At 68.7% G+C, this 20095-nt stretch carries 19 protein-coding genes and 1 pseudogene; 9 read left to right on the top strand and 11 right to left on the bottom strand.

The genetic code is table 11. From position 1 onward, the window contains the following. The 5 genes and pseudogenes from ON38_RS24790 to ON38_RS24770 all read left to right on the top strand — a co-directional run. Positions 1-379 (top strand): annotated as a pseudogene (locus ON38_RS24790) (DUF1707 SHOCT-like domain-containing protein); the annotation flags it as partial. A gap of 11 nt (positions 380-390) precedes the next feature. Further along, positions 391-1194, top strand: a complete 804-nt coding sequence (locus ON38_RS24785; RefSeq protein WP_039827381.1) for a DUF1707 SHOCT-like domain-containing protein — start codon at positions 391-393, stop codon at positions 1192-1194. Positions 1195-1349: 155 nt separating this feature from the next. Further along, on the top strand, positions 1350-1910 hold the full coding sequence (locus tag ON38_RS24780) for a PadR family transcriptional regulator (protein ID WP_039827380.1): 561 nt from the start codon (positions 1350-1352) through the stop codon (positions 1908-1910). Then, complete coding sequence (locus tag ON38_RS24775) at positions 1903-2994, top strand: inositol-3-phosphate synthase (protein ID WP_039827379.1); 1092 nt, start codon at positions 1903-1905, stop codon at positions 2992-2994. The genes ON38_RS24780 and ON38_RS24775 overlap by 8 nt, the downstream gene beginning before the upstream one ends. A 150-nt stretch (positions 2995-3144) precedes the next feature. Further along, on the top strand, positions 3145-3567 hold the full coding sequence (locus ON38_RS24770) for a DoxX family protein (RefSeq protein ID WP_039827378.1): 423 nt from the start codon (positions 3145-3147) through the stop codon (positions 3565-3567). A gap of 363 nt (positions 3568-3930) precedes the next feature. Here ON38_RS24770 and ON38_RS24765 read toward each other — a convergent pair whose 3' ends face one another. From ON38_RS24765 to ON38_RS24740, 6 genes are all read right to left on the bottom strand, one after another. Further along, entirely contained in the window at positions 3931-4356 is a 426-nt protein-coding gene (locus ON38_RS24765; RefSeq protein WP_039827377.1) for a GyrI-like domain-containing protein, read from the bottom strand. A gap of 9 nt (positions 4357-4365) precedes the next feature. Next, positions 4366-4827, bottom strand: a complete 462-nt coding sequence (locus tag ON38_RS24760; protein WP_039827376.1) for a GyrI-like domain-containing protein — start codon at positions 4825-4827, stop codon at positions 4366-4368. Between the two features lie 177 nt (positions 4828-5004). Beyond that, a complete protein-coding gene (locus ON38_RS24755) occupies positions 5005-7374 on the bottom strand; it encodes a transglycosylase domain-containing protein (RefSeq protein WP_039827375.1) in 2370 nt (789 codons plus the stop codon). 62 nt (positions 7375-7436) lie between these two features. Further along, positions 7437-8321, bottom strand: a complete 885-nt coding sequence (locus ON38_RS24750) for a carbohydrate ABC transporter permease (protein ID WP_083873065.1) — start codon at positions 8319-8321, stop codon at positions 7437-7439. Further along, complete coding sequence (locus tag ON38_RS24745) at positions 8321-9355, bottom strand: carbohydrate ABC transporter permease (RefSeq protein WP_373281247.1); 1035 nt, start codon at positions 9353-9355, stop codon at positions 8321-8323. The genes ON38_RS24750 and ON38_RS24745 overlap by 1 nt, the downstream gene beginning before the upstream one ends. A 41-nt stretch (positions 9356-9396) precedes the next feature. Next, positions 9397-10680 (bottom strand): ABC transporter substrate-binding protein, encoded by a 1284-nt coding sequence (locus ON38_RS24740; protein WP_039827372.1) that lies wholly within the window; start codon positions 10678-10680, stop codon positions 9397-9399. 511 nt (positions 10681-11191) lie between these two features. Between ON38_RS24740 and ON38_RS24735 the strand changes: the two genes are divergently transcribed. Continuing rightward, positions 11192-12052 (top strand): DUF2786 domain-containing protein, encoded by an 861-nt coding sequence (locus ON38_RS24735; RefSeq protein ID WP_039827371.1) that lies wholly within the window; start codon positions 11192-11194, stop codon positions 12050-12052. Positions 12053-12058: 6 nt separating this feature from the next. Beyond that, positions 12059-12580 (top strand): TIGR04338 family metallohydrolase, encoded by a 522-nt coding sequence (locus ON38_RS24730; RefSeq protein ID WP_039827370.1) that lies wholly within the window; start codon positions 12059-12061, stop codon positions 12578-12580. 18 nt (positions 12581-12598) lie between these two features. On the opposite strand, the gene ON38_RS24725 is transcribed toward ON38_RS24730, so the two are convergent. The 4 genes from ON38_RS24725 to ON38_RS24710 form a co-directional block, all read right to left on the bottom strand. Beyond that, complete coding sequence (locus ON38_RS24725) at positions 12599-13702, bottom strand: epoxide hydrolase family protein (RefSeq protein WP_039827397.1); 1104 nt, start codon at positions 13700-13702, stop codon at positions 12599-12601. A gap of 379 nt (positions 13703-14081) precedes the next feature. Continuing rightward, positions 14082-14450: a hypothetical protein gene (locus ON38_RS24720; protein ID WP_039827396.1), complete on the bottom strand. Its 369-nt coding sequence runs from the start codon at positions 14448-14450 to the stop codon at positions 14082-14084. Positions 14451-14526: 76 nt separating this feature from the next. Then, entirely contained in the window at positions 14527-15510 is a 984-nt protein-coding gene (locus ON38_RS24715; protein WP_373281246.1) for an o-succinylbenzoate synthase, read from the bottom strand. A 323-nt stretch (positions 15511-15833) separates the two neighbouring features. After that, positions 15834-17003 carry a thiolase family protein gene (locus ON38_RS24710; protein ID WP_039827369.1) on the bottom strand — a complete coding sequence of 390 codons (1170 nt, stop codon included), beginning with the start codon at positions 17001-17003 and terminating at the stop codon, positions 15834-15836. A gap of 103 nt (positions 17004-17106) precedes the next feature. Here ON38_RS24710 and ON38_RS24705 point away from each other — a divergent pair, with 103 nt between their 5' ends. Next, a complete protein-coding gene (locus tag ON38_RS24705; protein ID WP_039827368.1) occupies positions 17107-17601 on the top strand; it encodes a winged helix-turn-helix transcriptional regulator in 495 nt (164 codons plus the stop codon). Between the two features lie 51 nt (positions 17602-17652). On the opposite strand, the gene ON38_RS24700 is transcribed toward ON38_RS24705, so the two are convergent. After that, entirely contained in the window at positions 17653-18726 is a 1074-nt protein-coding gene (locus ON38_RS24700; protein WP_039827367.1) for an ABC transporter ATP-binding protein, read from the bottom strand. Between the two features lie 553 nt (positions 18727-19279). Here ON38_RS24700 and ON38_RS24695 point away from each other — a divergent pair. Beyond that, positions 19280-20044, top strand: a complete 765-nt coding sequence (locus ON38_RS24695; protein WP_039827394.1) for a helix-turn-helix domain-containing protein — start codon at positions 19280-19282, stop codon at positions 20042-20044. Positions 20045-20095: the final 51 nt, after the last annotated feature.

Here is a 20095-nt window from a genome sequence, read left to right as displayed (position 1 = left end):
CGACGAGATCACGCTCTACCCGGCCCACGCCCGGGTGACCCGCGCGCTGCCGGGACAGCCGAACCGGAAGGTGACCTACACCTATCGCGGCGGTTTCCACCAGGACAGCGATCCGACCACCCGTCCGGCCGATACCCCCACCGTCGACCTGGCCGCGGTCGACACCGCCGCGATCGCCGCGGCCGCCGGTACCGCCGCGGCCACCACCCGGGTGCCCGGCGGGGTCGTCTCCATGATCGAGTTGGAGATCTTCTCCTTCGATCCGCTCGCGGGCCGCCCGGCGGTGAGCATTCATGTGAACAACACCTTCGACGAATCCGGGTGGTTCGTCCTCAGCCCCGCCGGTGAGGTGCTGAGGGTGTGGCCTTTCGACGGTTAGAGGAAGCAGCCGTGGCGAAAAAAGAACAGGTCCGGGCACGTGACAGCGACCGGGTCGAGGTGTGCGCGCTGCTGGACGCGGCCGCGGCGGACGGGCAGCTCTCCGCCGGCGAGCACAGTGCGCGCACGCGGTCGGCGATGCGGGCGAAGTACACCGCCGAACTGGACGCCCTCATCGCGGACCTGCAGATCCCCGGTGAGCTCGCCGGCGCCGCGATCCTGAACCGGGACCGCCCGGCCCGCCCCTGGTGGGTGCCTGTCGCGCTGCTGACGGCGGCCGCGGCTCTCGGCGCGGTGGTGGGCCTGGCCCGGTCCGGGGATGCCGTGGACGCGGCGGCGGCCGCCACCGAAGCGGCTGTGGAGGAGGCCGCCGCGGATCTGACCACCGGCAGCGGCCTGGCTCTTTTCGTCGACAGCTACCGGCGGGAGTTCGGTGACACGATCATCGACGCGGCGACGGTCTTCCCCGACCGGATCCTCTTGCAGCGCCTGGACCGGGGCGAGGAGAAGGCCTACGAGTTCGACGGTGCGGAGTTCACCCCCGAGACCTCGGGCCCGTCGAGCTATTCGGAGGGTCGCCCGGTCGATCTCGCCGATATCGACCTGCCCGCCGTGGCCGCGGTCCTGGCCGGGGCGCCGGCGACGGTGAAGCTGCCCGACGGAAAGGTCGGCCATCTCGGTATCGGCTACGAGCTCATCGCACCCGAGGCGGCCGGGCCGGTGATCGATATCTACGTCGGTGACGGGGGCGACCGCACCGGGACGGTGCAGCTCGCCCTGGACGGGACACCGCAGGAAGTCCACCCGGTCGACTGACCGGCCGCCGCGCCCCCGGCCGGGCTCTGCTCTCGCTCCCACCTGCGCTGATGCGTTCCTGTCCGCGCGGAACTATGCGTTGTTATATCGCTCCGATATAGTGGGTAATCGCATCCATTGGTTAGGTCTGTACGGAAGTCAGGGGGTGAAGCCCGTTGCTCGAACTGGCAATCCTCGGGCTGCTCCTGGAATCGCCCATGCACGGCTACGAGCTGAAGAAGCGGCTCACCGGTCTGCTCGGGGCGTTTCGGGCTTTTTCCTACGGGTCGCTGTATCCGACCTTGAAACGTATGCGGGCGGATGGACTGATCGCGGAGGAAGTACCCGAGGGACTGTCCACGACCCGCCGGGCGCGGCGGGTCTATCAGCTGACTCCGGCGGGCCGGGAGCGTTTCAACGACCTCCTGGCCGATACGGGTCCGCAGAACTACACCGATGACGGCTTCGGCGTTCACCTGGCCTTCTTCAGCCGCACCCCCGCGGAAGCGCGGATGCGGATTCTGGAGGGCAGGCGGCGTCAGGTCGAGGAGCGCCGAGAGGGGCTGCGGGAAGCGATCAAGAGAGCGAGCGGATCGCTGGATCGCTACACCCGCCAACTCCATCAACTCGGACTCGAATCAAGCGAGCGCGAAGTGCGCTGGCTCAACGAGTTGATTGCGGCGGAGCAATCGACGAAGGCGGCACCACAGAAAGAGGGAAATACCGGCCATGAGTAGTGGAGACACCAACAAGTCCAGTGTTCGCGTCGCCATCGTAGGTGTGGGCAACTGCGCCTCCTCGCTCGTCCAGGGCGTGCAGTACTACCGGGATGCCGACGATTCCACGACGGTGCCCGGACTGATGCATGTGCGGTTCGGCGAATACCACGTGCGGGACGTGCAGTTCGTGGCCGCCTTCGACGTGGACGCCAAGAAGGTCGGCTTCGACCTGTCCGAGGCGATCTTCGCCAGCGAGAACAACACCATCAAGATCTCCGATGTGCCGCCGCTGGGCGTGACCGTGCAGCGTGGCCCCACCCTCGACGGCATCGGCAAGTACTACGCCGAAACCATCGAACTCGCCGAGTCCGAGCCGGTCGACGTGGTCAAGGCGCTGAAAGACGCCGAGGTGGATGTCCTGGTCTCGTACCTGCCGGTCGGGTCCGAGGAAGCCGACAAGTTCTACGCCCAGTGCGCGATCGATGCCGATGTGGCGTTCGTCAACGCGCTGCCGGTGTTCATCGCCTCGGACCCGGTCTGGGCCGAGAAGTTCCGCGCCGCGGGCGTGCCGATCGTCGGTGACGACATCAAGAGCCAGGTCGGCGCCACCATCACCCACCGCGTGATGGCGAAGTTGTTCGAGGACCGCGGGGTTCAGCTCGACCGCACCATGCAGCTGAACGTCGGCGGCAATATGGACTTCAAGAACATGCTCGAGCGCGAGCGGCTGGAGTCGAAGAAGATCTCCAAGACCCAGGCCGTCACCAGCAACCTGCAGAAGGAAATGGGCGCCAATGATGTGCACATCGGCCCCTCCGACCACGTCGGCTGGCTCGACGACCGCAAATGGGCCTATGTCCGCCTCGAAGGCCGCGCCTTCGGCGATGTGCCGCTGAACCTGGAGTACAAGCTCGAGGTGTGGGATTCGCCCAACTCGGCCGGCATCATCATCGACGCGGTCCGCGCCGCGAAGATCGCCAAGGACCGTGGCATCGGCGGCCCGGTGATCCCGGCGTCGGCGTACCTGATGAAGTCCCCGCCGAAGCAGCTGGCCGACGATATCGCCCGGGCGCAGCTCGAGGCGTTCATCATCGACGCGTAACAAGGCTTTGGTCAGCAGCGGCCGCCCGTCCCGGCGGCCGCTGCTGACCGGAGAAATTCTTCTCGGACGGCGATGACTCTCGCGGCGCTGCCCCGTCCTATCGGTTGAGCGCGCTACCCGACCCGGCGCGACCGACCAGAAGGACCGGATATGACCACCACCGCCGCCACTACCGTCGCCGCCCGCCCCGGCACCATCCGCAACCGTGTCCTGTGGACGCTGCAGATCCTGCTCGGCCTGTTCTTCGTCATCGCCTCCGGCGGGCCGAAACTCGTCATACCCGGCGTCCTCACCGACAACGCCCCCGAAAACCTCACCATCCCCTTCGCCCTTCTCATCTTCATCGGTGTCGTCGAGGTCGCGGGCGGTATCGGCCTGATGGTGCCCCGGCTGGCCGCACCGGCCGCCGCGGGCCTGTCCGTGCTCACCGTGCTGGCCGCCGGCACCCAGGCCTTCATCGCCGACAAGCCCGAGATGGCGATCTTCCCCTTGGCGCTCGCCGCGATCTTCGCCTGGATCGCCTACGAACGCCGTGCCTCCCTCACCGAGCTGCGCGACACGCTCACTCGATGACGAATCGATGACTCCGACCGACGTTCGGTGGCACACCCACCGAACGTCGTTCGCGCGTTCCGGATCGATCGCCCGTCGGGTCGGCGGCGACCGATCCAGTGGCTGCCGAATACGGGGCCCCGGCGGGTCCCGCGCCCATGGCAGTCGTCTTGTCCAGGTCCCCGCCACCCCGGGTAGCCGTCGTCGTGTCCGGGGTGGCGCACCGGACGCCGTCGAAGCGTCCGGGCAGCGACGACTCACCGCAGCCGTGCGACGGTCGGAATCAACGCCGTCGAGTACTCGCCGCGTTCCACCGTCTCCCGGTATCCAACGCGACCTCGCGGGCACGCCCGTGGCGCGCCCGGGGAATCGGCCGGGCGGGATTCAGTCCAGCGAGACGTAGACCTCTACGGAGGTCGGTCCGGTATAGCGTTCCAGTTCGGCGGTGTGGGAACGCGTTATCGTGCCCGCCTTCTCGGCTTCCCGGACTCGCGCCCATGCCGTGCGGAGCAGATCATAGGGCTTCTCGGTGACCACGAATTTCGCGTAGCGACCGGTCGGGACCCGGGTGAGGACATCACCCGGATCCAGGTCGGCCATCGTCGCGATCTCGTAGCCGAGCACCGCCACCGCGTGATCCTCTTGGCCGATATAGGCGGCGACCCGGGGGACGTTCTTCTCGCGGGAGAGGTAACGGTCCCAGGTGAAATTCACCAGATCGAGGTCGCGGGCGGTTACTTCCCGGCCGGCCAACGGGATGGTGAGCCCGGCCACCAGGCTTTCACCGAGTTCGACAATTTCGAAGTCCACTGCTGCTTCCTACCTGCTCGCCGCATCGTCTGCTGCCATGGCCACGAACACTTCCACCGTGTGTTCGTCGGGGTAGCGCTCGTAGTCACCGGTATAGGAGCGGATCAGCCGGCCGGCGGCCTCCGCGTCCCAGATCGCCCGCCACAGGGTCACGATCGTCTCGCCGAGATCCTCGCCGCTGAGGGTGAAACGGGCGTAGCGGCCGGCGGGGATACGGGCGAGGACATCGCCGGGTAGCAGATCGTCGAGACTGTGACAGCGGTAGCCGATGATATGGGTCAGATAGGAATTGATCTCCGGGGCGTGATCGACGAAGGCGCTGGCGGGGTGGCCGGGTAAGGGTCGGCCCAGGGTACGTTTCCAGGCTTCCTCGACTCTGGTGCGGCGCGGTCCTTCCACGGCGAGTGCCGGGCTGCGTAGCACCATTCCCGCCACCAGCGTTTCCGGGCGGTCAACGACATTGAATTCCACCGGCGTAGCCCCTATGTCTCGTCATACGTCGTCGCTCCAGCGCATATCCTCCCGCACGCCCGTCCCGGCCCGGGCGTCGGCCCGTGCCGGTCGGTCGGATGGGCGACATCTCACTCTGGCCAACGATGCTGCCATGCCGACCGTTCCTTCGGTGGGATCACGACCGGAATCCGTCGGTCACGGTACGGGGATCGTTACGCCGGGCAGGATTTCGACGACGCGCGGGGCCGGCGGCGCGGGCGCCGCGGGTGGTGCGGGCGCGGGCACTTCGACCGGAGGAGGCGCGGGTGCCTGGGGTTCGGGTTCGTATTCGGGTTCGGGTTCGGGGTCGGGAGCGTACGGTTCGGAGGCCGGCGGGATGATGATGAAGGGTTGCTGCTGTGTCGGCTGCTGCTGCGTCGGCTCCGGCTGTTGCGGGGGTGGCGGGTTGAGGATGTCGTAGGGGTTGCGGGAGGGCTGCTGCGGCGCGGCCGGTACGACCGGCGAAGGGTTCGGCGCGGCTGTCCCGATCTGCTCGGGCGGGGTGTCGGCCAGGGCTCCGTCCATGGTCTGTTTCCAGATATCGGAGGGCAGCCCGGAACCGTAGATGCGGCCGCCGCCGGCGGTGACGATCGGGAGGTTCGCGTCGGTGCCGACCCAGACCGCGGTGGACAGCGACGGTGTGAAACCGACCATCCAGGCGTCCTTGTTCTGACCGGTATCGCCCAGCTGGGTGGTCCCCGTCTTCGCGGCGGAGGGACGGCCGTTGAGCGCGTGGCCGTTGGAATACGAGGCGATGGGCAGCATGGCCGTGGCGGTCTGCGCGGCGATGGTCTGCGGTATCCGTTGCTCCGACGGCGGCGGCTGGGCGCCGGTGCGCTGCCCCGGATCGCCACTGCGGTCCAGCAGGACGCGGCCGTCCCCGCGCACCACGCGTTGCACGAAGTACGGCTGGTGGTATCGGCCCGCACCGGCGATGGTGGCGTAGGCCGAGGCCATATCGATGGGCCGCACCAGATAGGTGCCGAGCACGATGGAGGGCATGGGCGGGGCACCCAGTTCGGTGAGCGACTGTCCCGGGACGCCGGGGATGTCCTGCGGGATCCCGGCCTGGTGAGCGGCGTCGGCGATCGCCTGGGGACCGTTGTTCATGGCGAGGGTGAGCCGGTAGAAGCTGGTGTTGAGCGAGCGTTTGAAGGCCTCGCTCACACTGCACACACCACAGGACTCGTTCTCCACATTGCGCACCAGCACCCCGTTGACGTCCACCGGGGCGCTGTCGAATGCCCGCGACAGCGGGATGCCCTGCTGTAGCGCCGCGAGCACCGCGAAGGTCTTGAACGCCGATCCGGTCTGCAAGGGGGCCTGGGCGAAGTCGTATCCGATACCGTCGGCGCCGCCGTAGTACGCCCGGACCGCGCCGGACCGCGGATCGATGGAGGTCACCGCGGTCCGCAGCTCCGGCGGCTGGCCGTCGAGAGCCCCGGCCGCCGCGGCTGTCGCGGCCTGCTGGGCTTTCGCGTCGATGGTCGTGGTGATCTGCAGGGCGCCGGTGTTCAGCTCCTGATCGGAGATGCCGGCGTCGGCCAGTTCACGCAGCACCTGGGCCTTGATATGCCCTTCCGGGCCGCGGGTGGTGTTGGCGTCCTCGGGGGCGGGCGGCGGGATCGTCGGCGGGAAGACGATCGCGTCGCGCTCTCCCGGGGCGAGCGCGTCCATCTCGACCATTCCGTTGAGGACGTAATTCCAGCGTTGCAACAGCTGGGGCAGCCGGGTCTGCGGGTCCAGCCCGGAGGGTGAGCGGATGAGCGCGGCCAGGACCGCGCCCTCGGCGACGGTCAGCTCGGGCACCGGTTTGCCGAAGTAGGCCTGGGCGGCGGCGGCGATCCCGTAGGCGCCGCGACCGAAGTAGATGGTGTTGAGGTAGGCGCCGAGGATATCGTCCTTGCTCCACTCCTTGGCCATCTTCGAGGAGATGATCAGCTCGTGCATCTTACGGCTGACCGTTCGCTCGGAGCCCAGGAAAGCGTTTTTCACGTACTGCTGGGTGATGGTGGAACCGCCGCCCGCGTTCGCCCGGCCCAGCACATTGTCGCGGACGGCGCGCAGCAGACCGGACGCCGAGAAACCCGGGTTGTCGTAGAAGTTGCGGTCCTCCGCGGAGAGGACCGCCTCACGGACGTGCCGGGGCACATCCGACAGCGGTACAGGGGTGCGGTTGCCTTCGGGTGGCACGACCTTGGCCAGCACGGTGGAACCGTCGGAGGCCGTGATGGTGGCCGTCTGGTCGATCGGTACCGTCCCGGCGGCCGGGATCTCCGCACTCCAATACACCAGGCCGACCAGCAGCGTCGGGATGGCGACCAGGATGGTGAACAGCCACAGCGCCAGGTGCCGGATCCGCTGGCCGCGGGTCCGGTGTGGGCGGATACGGCCGGGTGGCCGGGGCGGACGGGGACGCGGCCCGGAATCGTGATCGTCGAGCTCTTTCCAACCGGCTATCGAGGGGTACTGCGGTGGCTGGGGAGTGTTGCGGCCACGTCGAGAACGGAACGAGCTCACGATCATCTCCTCTCGGAGCGTCGGAAAAACTCAGGCGCACCACCGCCAGATCTCAGGATACCCAGAGATCAGCTTTTCACCCCGCCCGCCGTGAGTCCGGAAATGATCCGCCGCTGGAACACCAGTACCAGGATCACCAGCGGCACGGTCACCAGCGTGCCCGCCGCCATGATCGCGCCGTAGGGCGGGACCAGGGGGTTGTTCCCGGAGAACCGGGCGATGGCCACCGTCACCGGCTCGGTCTCGCTGCCGGAGAGCACCCGGGCGAGCAGGTATTCGTTGACCGCCGCGATGAAGGCCAGGATCGCGGTGGTGAACACGGCCGGCGCGGCCAGCGGCAGCATCACCAACCGGAACGCCTGCACCTTGGTGGCGCCGTCGATCCGGGCCGCCTCCTCGAGTTCCCACGGCAGTTCGGCGAAGAAGGAAGCCAGGATGTACACGGTCAGCGGCAGCACGAAGGAGATATTCGGCAGGATGAGCGCCTGGTACTCGCCGATCCAGCCGATTTCGGTGAACAGCTGGAACAGCGGGGTCACCAGCACGACCACCGGGAACATCGACGCGCTCAGGATCACTCCGGACACCAGGTAGCGGCCCTTGAAGGTGAGCCGGGCCAGCGCGTAGGCGGCCATGACCCCGATGACCAGGGCGATCGCGGTGCTGGCCGCGCCGATGATCACGCTGTTGAGCAGCGCGTGGGCGAAATTGTTACCCCGGCTGGTGTCGAAGGCGTCCCGGAAGTTGTCCAGGGTGACGTGCGTGGGCCACGGCGTGGGATCGAAGGTGTGGTCGGGATCGCGGAAGGCGGTCACCGCCATCCAGTAGAACGGGCCCAGTCCCCACAGGAGCACGATCAGGGCACCTACGTAGATCCGGGCCGAGCCGAGCCGGCGCGGCCACGACGCCGCGGGTCGGGCGGTACCGATTTGCTGAGTTGTCACCGCGGCCATCACGCCTTCCGCTGTTCTTCCTGCGTCCGCACCGCGTTCGCACCCAATACCTTCACCAGGACGAACGCCGCCGCGAAGATCAACAGGAAGGTGATCGTCGACAATGCGGCCGCGCTGTTGGGTCCCTGTCGTGTCTGTTCGACGACCAGGATCGACAGCGTCCGGGTGGCCGGGAGATTGTTGGTCATGATGGCGGGCAGGTCGTACATGCGCAGCGCGTCCATGGTGCGGAAGAGCACCGCGACCAGCAGCGCCGGTTTGAGCAGCGGCATGGTGATCTGGGTGAAGCGCTGCCAGGCCGAGGCGCCGTCCACCCGGGCCGCCTCGTAGACGTCGTCGGGGATGATCTGCAGGCCGGCCAGCAGCAGCAGCGCCACGAACGGCGCCGTCTTCCACACATCGGCGGCGATCACCGCGAAACGGGCCGGCCACGCGTCGGAGGTCCACAGGATCTCGGTGCCGAACACGGTGTTGACCACGCCGTCGTACTGGAACATGAACTCCCAGAGCCGGGCCGTCACCGCGGTGGGGATCGCCCACGGGATCAGCACCGCCGCGCGCAGCAGCGCCCGGCCCTTGAAGGTTTTGCCCATGACGATGGCCATACCGAGCCCGATCGCCACCTCCAGCGTCACCGTGACGACCGCGAAGAACAGCGTGACGCCGACGGCTCCCCAGAACTCGGCACCCAGATTGCCGGTGGGGCATTCGGTGACGCCGCCGGTGGTGACCTGGCATTGGCCGAGGATCCAGTGGAGGTAGTTGTAGAAGGTGCTCTCGCCGCTCGCGACGAAACGACCGGTCGTCTCGTCGAGCCGGTCGTCGTAGGTGAACGACATCCACAGCGCCCGCAGCACCGGATAACCGATCACCACGGTGAGCGCTATCAGCACCGGCGCGACGAACAGCCACGCCCGGCCCGACATACGGACTTCGTCGCGAAGCCTGGTGGCCGTCCCGCGATCATTGTTCGCGTTCGCGGGCTTTACTGTACGGACCGACGCCTGCGCGTCCGTTCCGGAAGGATCCGACACCGTTACTCTCTCCTACGGGCTCGCCGGGTCCGGTTGAACCTCTACGATCCGGCCGTCTCGATGCCCTTCTGCATGCCGATGATCGCGTCGTTCACGGACTTTGTTCCGGTCAGGGCAGCATATGCGTTGTCCTGAATGGCTTTGGACACCGCCGGATAGAACGGTGTGACCGGTCGGGGCACCGCGCTGGCGATGGAATCCTTCAAGGCGGGCAGGTACGGCATCTTGGCGATGAGCGCCGGATCGTCGTAGATCGAGGCCCGCACCGACGGCAGTGCGCCGGAGGCGATGATGTGCTGGGCTTCCTCGCTGATCAGGAACTTCAGGAAATCCAGTGCCGTGGCCTTGTTCTCGGAGTAGGCGCTGATCGCGGCGTTGTAGCCACCGAGGGTGGAGGCGCCGATGCCGGTGTCGCCGGGCAGCGGCGCGACCCCGAACTTGTCCTTGACCGCCGAGGCCTCCGAGGAGGCGTCACCGTAGGTGGAGGGCCAGCTGCGCAGGAACATGAGCTTGCCCTGGGTGAACGCGGCACCGCTGGTCGGTTCCTGGAAGGTGATGGCTTCGCGGGGGATATCGCCGACCCGGAAGGCGTCGACCAGCTGCTCGAGCCCGGCCCGCGACTCCGGGCTGTTGACCGTCGGGGTGCGGCCGTCGGTGCCGACGAAGGTCCCGCCGAACGCGTTGATGACCTCGGCGGTATTCACCGTCAGGCCCTCGTAGGGCGCGAACTGGCCCGCGTAGCAGCCGATCTGATTATCCCGCGCCAGCGGACAGCTGGCACGCATCTCGGCCCAGGTGACCGGGGCGTTGGGGACCAGGTCCTTACGGTAGAACAGCAGGCCGCCGTTGGTGTTGCGGGGTGCGGCGTACAGGGTGCCGTTGTAGGTGGCACTGGCCACCGGCGGCGAGAGCAGCGGCGAGGTGTCGATGGCGAACTGGCCCTCCAGGGGCTGGATCCAGCCCTTGGCCGCGAACTCCGCGGTCCACGGCACGTCCAGGGCGACCACGTCGTAGTCGGCCGATTTCGCGCGCATGTGCTCGACCAGGTCGTCGTACTGGGCCGTGGCGTCGTTGGACTGTTCCTTGAAGGTGACCTGCTCGTCGGGGTGGGTGGCGTTCCAGCGGTCGATGACCTGCTTGACCGCACCGGTCTCGGTGGTGTCCTTACCCTCGACGTAGGTGATCGGGCCGCGTCCGTCCTGGTTCATGCCGAGCTGTTCATCGGTGTCGCTGGTGTTGCAGGCGGTGGCAAAGGTCACGGTCAGCAGCGCGATCGGCCATAGGACGAGCGCGGCACGTAGAGACGGCACCTTCGTGAAAGCCATCGCGGAACTCCAGGGTCGACACAGTGAGCGGCAGCACAACGCAACATACATGGTGTGCACGCTCGGTGTCGGATACTCCCGTATCGAAGTGAGCCGAAGCTCGCGGGCCCGCGCTCGTCCGCGACTCCGCCGGGACGGGCGCGAAGGCCGGCCGGTCGGCGGCGTCGCGGATATAACGACTGGTAGGCGTACCTCCGCATCGGCTCCGGCCGTCCGACCGGCTCGGTCCGGCCGTGCCGGGGCGGGCGTAGCTCCGTCCTCGCTCCGGCCGCGGGCGGACGATGGTGACGCCCCGGCCGCGCGGGGGCGGATGTACCTCCGTCTTCCTCCGGCCGAGAGCTCGGCATGGACGGGTTCGGCCCGGCTGCGCCGATTGCGGCGTACCTCCGCCGTTGTTCGGCCGTACGCCGGGTTCTGCCCGCCCTGGATCGGCCGTACCTCCGCCTTCGCTGTGATCGGTTGCGGGCGGGGGACCGCCGCTGCCCGGCCGCGCCGATTAAGCTGATGCCCGATGTCCTCCGCCAGCGCAGTCTCCGATCGCCTGCTCACCAGGATCGGCGGCCTGCTGCGCAAAGCCGAGTCCACCGACAACGAGCACGAGGCGGAGGCGTTCCTGGCGGCGGCGCAGCGGCTGGCGACCCGGTCCTCGATCGACCTGGCGGTGGCGCGCGCGCACACCCGGGATCGGGAACAGCCCACCGCGCTGATCCAGCGGATGATCCCGATCGGTGAGCCGGGCCGCAAAGGTCTGCGCACCTACGTGCAGCTGTTCGTGGCCATCGCGGCAGCCAATGACGTGCGCTGTGATGTGGCCCGCACCTCGACCCAGGTCTACGCCTATGGGTTCGCGGCCGATATCGCCGTCTGTGAAGCGCTCTACTCGAGTCTGCTGGTGCAGATGGTGCGGGCGTCGGGCCGGTACCTCGAGTCCGGCGACCATCGGACCGCGACCATGGAGAAGGTCGTCAACGAACGCCGGGCCGGGCGCCGCGTGCGCCGGGTGGTCCGGGTCCCGGTGGCGGGGGTGACGGCCCGGCTGAATTTCCAGCTGGCCTTCGCCGAGCGCATCGGGATCCGGCTGGCCGAGGCCAGGGCGGAGGTCGAACGGTCGGCGACCGCCCGCGATACCCGGGCCGTGGAGCCGGGCGCGGCGGACCGGGCGGCGCAGACGGCGCTGGCCCTGCGCGGCAAGGAGCTCGAACTCTCCGATTTCTACGCCCGTAACTCCGAGGCCCGCGGCACCTGGCGCGGACCACGCGCCTCCACCGGTTACGCTCCGGACGCCCGGCGGGCGGGGGACCGGGCCGGGCGGGCGGCCAGGCTCGGGCCGGCGCGGGAACTGGACGGGGCCCGCGGGCAGCTCCCGGAGTAGCCGGCCGTGCGGGATACACAGCGGGGCAGGGTGTACGACGCCGAGCAGCTGGTGCGATCGATCTTCGACCGGGCGGCGGAATTCGGGCAGCGCACCGTCGAAGTGCACGGCTCGCAGGTGACCTTGCCGGTGGAGCGGAAATTCGCTTCGGTGGATTCGGTGCAGCAGTACTGCGACCGGGTACTCGCCCTCGGCTGGGTCGCGGCCACCTGGGAGCGGGCCGGTGTGCCGATCCGGGTGCGCGCTCGCGCCGGAAATGTGGCTGCCCATTACGAATCCGGGAATGCGGTGCTGGCGGTACCTCTGCGCGCGGAGTCCTCGGCGCGCGGGCGGACCGCGTGGGCGCTGCGGGAGCTGGTGGTGCTGCACGAATTGGCGCACCATCTCGAATCCCGGCCCGCGGGGGTGGCCGCCCACGGGCCCGAATTCTGCACGAGATACGTGGAATTGGCCGACGGGGTGATCGGCCCGGAAGCGGGGCTGTTGTTGCGCCTGACCTTCCACGACGCGGGTGTGCGGTTGGGTTGAGCCGCGGTCGCGGCCGGGTCAGGCCCCGGCCCGGAGCACCGTGCGGAAGAAGGTCCGGATGTCCTCGGCGAGCAGTTCGGGGACCTCCATGGCGGCGAAGTGACCGCCCCGGTCGAACTCCGACCAGTGCCTGATGTCGTAGAGCCGTTCGGCCAGCGGCCGCACCGACTGGGTGATGTCGTGGGCGAAGACCGCCACCCCGAGCGGAACCGGGCACGGTGTCGTCCCCCGGGTCGTTTCGCGGGTCAGGCGGGCCGACGACGCCGCGGTGGCGGTCAGCCAGTACAGCGAGACATCGGTGAGCATCCGTTCATCGGCGACCGGGGTGCGTGGGTCGGTCCACTGCGCGAAGCGCTCCGCGATCCAGGCCAGCTGGCCGACCGGTGAATCGGTCAGCGCGTAGCCGATGGTCTGCGGGGTGGTGGCCTGCAATGCCTGATACGGGGGCCGGTTCGCCATCAGGTGCTGCACCTTGGCCAGCCGCGCCCGATCGGTTTCGGACAGTTCCAGGCCGGCGGCGGGGTCCGGCCGGGTCGGCAGATAGTTGACGTGCACTCCGACCACGTGTTCGGGTGCGAGCGCGCCGAGCGCCTGGGAGATACCGGAACCGAAATCGCCGCCCTGCGCGCCGTAGCGTTCGTATCCGAGGCGACGCATCAGTTCGGCCCAGGCTCCCGCGACCCGGGTGGCGTCCCAGCCGCGTTCGTGGGTGGGACCGGAGAAACCGAAGCCCGGAATGGACGGGATCACGAGATGGAAATCTCGCGAGAGCGGTTCGATCACGTCGAGGAATTCCAGGAACGAACCGGGCCAGCCGTGGGTGAGGATCAGCGGCAGGGCATCCGGCTCCGCCGACCGGATATGGACGAAGTGAATGTTCTGTCCGTCGATTTCGGTGGTGAAGTGCGGGAGTTCGTTGAGTTCGGCCTCGTGGGCGCGCCAGTCGTAGCCGGTGCGCCAATATTCGGCCAGTTCCCGCAGCCGGCCCAGTGGGAAGCCGTAATCGGTCCCGGCATCGGTGATCTCGTTGGGCCAGCGGGTGCGGGCGAGCCGGTCGGCCAGGTCGTCGAGGTCGGCTCGCGGGATGTCGATGGTGAACGGGGTGATGGCAGTCGTGGGCACGGCGGTCTCCTGAGCGGTGGCGGATCGGGTGGGGAGGCGCACCCGACCGCGGTGAGGTCGGTCGCGGCCGGACCGGCGCATTGCGTGAGAACGCCCGGACGGCTGCTTTTGTTGGTAGAGCCAACGGTAGCAAACGTTGGTGAGTCCAACAAGTTCTTCGACGAGAACCGGCGCGGAGGCAGCGCCGAAGCCGCGAAATCGCAGGGAGAAATGACCAACCACCATGGAACCGGCCGCGGCAACGACGAGTGTGCGAATGTGTCGGGTCGCGGTGACGGGCAACTCGGACGTCGACGATCGCGCCGACCACAGCGCCGACGGGGTCGCCGGATCACGGCCGGGTGGGGTCGCGACCCGACTGCCGCCGACGCCGGTTCGATCAGTCTCGGTAGATCGCGACGTAAGCGTTCGTGGCGGCTCCGATACTCATAGGGCCCAGGCACGAGGCTGTGCCCTGACCGGACGGGCCGAACGATCCGCTCCACGACCCCTGGTAGGGGCCGATGGCCATGAGCGGGAAGGCATTCGGCACGCCGTGCAGGCCGAAACACTCGACGATGAGCGCGTACTCCCGCCCGGCGGGGGCGTCGCCGTCGTGGCACCGGGCCGTCGCGCCGACCAGGTCCCGCGTGACGGTGCAGTCCTGCGGCGCGGCGTGGGCCGTACCGGCGCCGAGTACCGCGGCGAAGCCGGCGGCCGAGGCGGCGGCAACGGCGATCCGTGCGGTGACGCTTATCGTCCTTCTCATTTCGCCAATCCCCTCGTCCAGCAAGTTTTACTGTTGCTTGACCATCGATCGCCCACCGGATGCCGTTACGGGAAGCTCACTCCTCGGTGTGCCGCGCTTCCAGCAACCGGCGCAGGCGGGCGATCCACCATTCGGTACGTGCCGGATCCGGGTGGCGGTATTTCTCCAGCAGGCCGGGATCCGGTTCGGGGGCGGCGCGGGGGACGGGGAGGAAACCGTCCACCGGACGCAAGGATCGGGCGACGACATCGCCTTCGAACAGATCGACCGTGCCGAGACCGCAGGCATGGTCGAGTTCCGGGAGAGCGCCGGCCAGGGCCAGCTGCGCGGCCAGCCCGACGCTGGTCTCCAGGGCCGAGGAGATGACGCACGGTAGCCCCGCGGCCTCCGCGACGCGCAGGGCCCGCCGTACACCACCGAGCGGGGTGCATTTGAGGACCGCGATATCGGCCGCACCGGCCACCGCGACCCGCAGCGGGTCCTCGGCGCGGCGGATGGATTCGTCGGCGGCGACGGGGACCTCGACCCGGCGGCGTACGGCGGCGAGCTCCTCGACCGTGCGGCACGGTTGCTCGACGTATTCCAGACCGCCTGCGGCCCGGTCCATCTCGCGGATGTGCCGGACGGCGGTGGCGACATCCCAGACGGCGTTGGCATCGACGCGGATCGCGCCGCCCGGACCGAGTGCCGACCGCACGGCTTCCACCCGGGCCAGATCCTCCCGCAGCGATTCGGGATGGTCGGCGACCTTCACCTTGGCCGTGCGGCAACCGGAGCCGGCGACCAGCTCGAATGCCCGCTCCGCGCTCACGGCGGGAACCGTGCAGTTGACCGGGATCCGGTCCCGTACGGGTTCCGGCCAGCCCGCGGTCACCTGCTCGAGAGCGGTGTCCAGCCAGTGCGCGGCTTCGTGGTCGGCGTATTCGGTGAACGGGCAGAATTCACCCCAGCCACGAGGGCCGCGCAGCAGCACCCCTTCGCGCACGGTGATCCCGCGGAACTTCGACCGCAGCGGGATCGCGTAGACGTGCACCTCGTCGATCCGGGGCAGTTCACTCACCGGAACCACACTAGGCCAGGTCACACGGTGGGCAACCACAGCCGGGGTGGTACCGGGCGGGTCGGGGCACTCAGGTGAACGGGAGGCGGCGATCCGGCGCGTGTGCCCGGATGCGGAGTGCGCCGGCGAATCCGGTGTGGTTCGGCCGCCCGCCGCAACTGCCGGTGCGCAGGATCGTCGCGAGGCATGGCCCTCGCGCGGCATCGGAACCGCGCGACCGGCGTATCGCAACGGGTGGGGCGCGGTTCCGATGCCCGCCTGTCCGGCACGGTCCGTGGAACGCCGAGCCGCAAGGGCGGGAGCCGACCTGTGTCCCCGGGGACTCAGAGCCGTTCGAGGATCGTGGCGTTGGCCAGGCCGCCCGCCTCGCACATGGTCTGCAGGCCGTAGCGGGCGCCGCGGTCCAGCATGGCGTGGACGAGGGTGGTCATCAACCGGGCGCCGGAGGCGCCCAGCGGGTGGCCGAGCGCGATCGCGCCGCCGTTCACATTGACGCGATCCGGGTCGGCGCCGGTGTCGTGTGCCCAGGCCGCCACCACGGACGCGAACGCTTCGTTGATCTCGACGAGGTCGATATCGGCGAGGGTGAGCCCGGCCCGGTCCAGGACCTTGCGGGTGGCCGGGATGACCGCGGTCAGCATGAGCAGCGGATCGTCTCCGGCCACCGCGAAACTGTGTAGCCGCGCCAGTGGGCGCAGGCCGAGGGCGCGGGCCCGTTCGCTGGTGGTGATGAGCACGGCGGCGCTGCCGTCGCTGATCTGACTCGCCGTCGCCGCGGTGATGTTCCAGCCGATCTGCGGGAACCGTTCCGCCATGGCCGGGTCGTAGTAGGCGGGTTTCAGCCCGGCCAGGGTGTCGAGGGTGGAGCCGGTGCGGATCCCCTCGTCGGTGTCGAGGCCTGCCAGCGGGGCGAGTTCGGCGGCGAACTGCCCGTTCTTGGTGGCCCGTGCCGCCTTTTCGTGGCTGTTCAGCGCGAATTCGTCGAGCTGGGTCCGGGACAGGCCCCATTTCGCGGCGATGAGTTCGGCGCTGATGCCCTGGGGGACCAGCCCGTCCGGGTACCGCCTGGTGAAACCCACGCCCGAGATATCGTCGGCGCCCCGGGCGCTGGCGCCCATCGGGACACGGCTCATGGATTCGACTCCGGTGGCCACCACCATGTCGTAGGCGCCGGCGAGTACGCCCTGCGCGGCGAAGTGGACGGCCTGCTGGCTGCTGCCGCACTGGCGGTCGACCGTGGTGGCCGGGACCGATTCCGGGAAACCGGCCGCCAGTGCCGCCCGCCGGGTCATGTTCACGCCCTGTTCGCCGACCTGGCTCACCACCCCGCCGATCACATCGTCGATGAGGGCCGGGTCCACTCCGGTCCGGGTGATCAGCGCGCTCAGGCTGTGGGCCATGAGGTCCACGGGGTGGATGCCGTGCAGGGCGCCGGTGGGCTTGCCGCGTCCGATGGGGGTCCGTACCGCATCGACGATGACCGCGTCTCGCATATCGATTCCTTCCGCCGCCGGGGCGAACCCTGGCTAAAGTTATCTAAAGCCAGATTAGGCGCTGGCATCAGTGGAGGCAAGTCAGGGTCGATATGATGGGCGGATGGCAGCGGTGATGGAAGGCCCCCTGGCCGATCTCGACTCGTGGAAACCCGACCACTGCTCGATCGCGATGGCGCTCGAGGTGGTCGGCACCCGCTCGGCGATCCTGATCCTGCGGGAGGCCTACTACGGCACCACCCGGTTCGACGGTTTCGCGTCCCGGGTGGGGATCACCGATGCCGCCGTCGCCGGGCAACTGCGCAAACTCACCGCGGCGGGACTGTTCACCAGGCAGCCGTATCGGAAAGAAGGTGAGCGCACCCGTCACGAATACGTGCTGACCCCTAAAGGCCGCGATCTACTACCCGTGGTGCTGGCGCTCATGCAGTGGGGCAATGCGCACCTGCAACCAGGACCACCACCGCTGGACCTGGTCGAGGCGGCGACCGGGGACCCGGTGCGGGTACAGGTGCGCAGCGAATCCGGCCGCGAGATCGGCGTGGACGAACTCGGCGTCCGGCTCAACGAGCAGTGGCGCGCGGCCCGGCGGCGGTGATCCCGGTACCTTTCGCCGTCGCCGCGGTAACGGATACCGAATCCGGGTGGCTCAGTTCAGGCGACGGCCGTCGTCGGGCGCGAAGAAGTAGACATGTTCGGGGTCCGCGCCCAGGCGCACCCGGGTGCCCTTCGCCGGCGGATTGCGCCAATCGGTACGTGCCACGATCGTGTCCGCGCCCTGGGTCGCCTCGGTCGGGCGGCCGTAGATGAAGGCGTCGGAGCCGAGCTCCTCGACCACGTCCACCTCGATCTCGATCCCGGAATCACCGGCTTCCAGATGCTCGGGGCGGATACCCACCGTCACTGTCGCGCCCGTGGCGTCGGCTACCGAGCGCGGCAATGACAGCGAGAATCCGCCGATCCGCACCGCACCGTCGGTGACCGGAAGGGTGAACAAGTTCATCGCCGGTGACCCCATGAACCCGGCGACGAACACATTCGCCGGATCGCGGTACAGATCGCGGGGGGCGGCGCACTGCTGCAGCAGCCCATCACGCATCACCGCGACCCGGTCGCCCATGGTCATGGCCTCGACCTGGTCGTGGGTGACATAGACGGTCGTCGTCGCGAGCCGGCGCTGCAGCTGCGCGATCTGGGTGCGGGTCTGCACTCGCAGTTTCGCGTCCAGATTGGACAGCGGTTCGTCCATCAGGAAGACCTGCGGGTTGCGCACGATGGCCCGGCCCATGGCCACCCGCTGGCGCTGACCGCCCGACAGCGCCTTGGGCAGCCGGTCCAGCAGTGGTTCCAGATCGAGCAGGCGGGCCGCGTCGAGTACGCGGCGCTGCTTCTCCTCTTTGCCGACCTTGGCCAGTTTGAGTGCGAACCCCATGTTCTCGGCCACCGTCATATGCGGGTACAGCGCATAGTTCTGGAAGACCATCGCGATATCGCGATCCTTGGGGTCGCTGTGGGTGACATCGCGGTCGCCGATCAGGATGCGGCCGCCCGACACTTCCTCGAGCCCGGCCAGCATGCGCAGCGAAGTCGATTTCCCGCACCCCGAAGGGCCGACCAGCACCAGGAACTCACCATCGGCGATCTCGAGTTGCAACTGATCGACAGCGGGCGTCTTGGCCCCCGGATACTGCCGGGTGGCGCGATCGAAGGTCACCGTGGCCACGGCTTGTTCACTTCCCTTCACCGGTTGGAACACGCGAAGTGGAGCGAATTCGCAACATGTGCGTGGTCATGGCGTCAGAGGCTACCGCTGGTGTTCTCGAGCTCCGCATGGTCTGTACGTTTTCGGTGCGTATCGTGCCAGTGAACGCACCGACTGTCCACCCCCGCCGGTACCCTCGCGACCCGCCGGACCGGGTCGCGGCCGGTCGGGCGAACCGACGGCCACCGGTGGGTCCGGTCACGTAGAAGTCCGCGCCCGCGGCCGGCCTTTGTGCGCTCCCCCGCAGTGCGTACGCGGGTCGAGCGGCGCGCCCGGGCGCCTCGCGCCGGGTACCCACCGCTACCACTCCGGTGCCGTGCCGGGGTGCTGTACCGGAATCGGCGTGGCAGCTCCGTTCGGAAGCGGCACGATCGCTGCCGTGGTGGGTGCGGCCGGCCCGGGCCGGCGGAAGAAGGGATCGCGAGAGCGCTTGACTGTGCCGCTACGGCACAGTTGAGGCTGGGTGTCGCGCCGGCGCGTGCGCGGCGGCGGAACCGGAGCGGAGGAGTCGGATATGACGTGGAGTACCCGTCAGCTCGCGGAACTCGCCGGCACGAGCGTGCGGGCGGTACGCCATTACCACGACGTCGGCCTGCTCGACGAACCCGAACGCGCCTCCAATGGTTACAAGCGTTACGGCGTGGCGCATCTGCTGCGGGTGCTGCGCATCAAACGACTCGCCGACCTCGGCATACCGCTGTCGCAGATCGCCGAAATGGGCGACGGGGACGATTTCCCCCGTGACGCGCTCCAGACCCTGGACGCCGAATTGGCCACGACCATCGAACGGCTGCAGCGCATCCGGGTTGAGCTGGCCCTGATCCTGCGGCAGGGCAAGCACGCCGACCTGCCACCCGAGATCGGTTCGGGCGCCCATACACTCACCGACGCCGACCGTGCCTTCACCGTCATCCTCACCCGGGTCCTGGGGCCGTCCGGTATGGGTGCGCTACGGAACCTGCTGAACGACTGGCGCGAGGTTCCCGCGATGACGGAGTTCGACAACCTTCCCGCCGACGCGGACGAATCCACCCGGGCCGAGCTGGCGCGACGTGTTGCGCCGTACGCGGGCACGGTGGCCGCCGAATATCCGGAGATCGCGGCTCCGGCCGCCGATTCGCCGGTGGGGCCGAAGCGGGCGGCGGAAACGGTCGGCAAGGCGCTGCGGGATCTGTACAACCCGGCGCAGCTCGACGTCCTGGTCAAGGTGAACCGGCTGCTCTACGGACCGGACGTCCGGCTGCCGGAGAACGGACCGCGGGAGTCCGACCCGGGGTGAGCCGCCGCGGCGGCAACGGGAGGTGCGCTACCGAAAACCGCGCTGCAGGGC

The organism is Nocardia testacea NBRC 100365 (assembly GCF_000308775.1).
Classification (GTDB): Bacteria; Actinomycetota; Actinomycetes; order Mycobacteriales; family Mycobacteriaceae; genus Nocardia; species Nocardia testacea.
The sequence above is the reverse complement of the archived record's forward strand: the minus strand, read 5'-3'. Positions and strand labels throughout refer to the sequence as shown.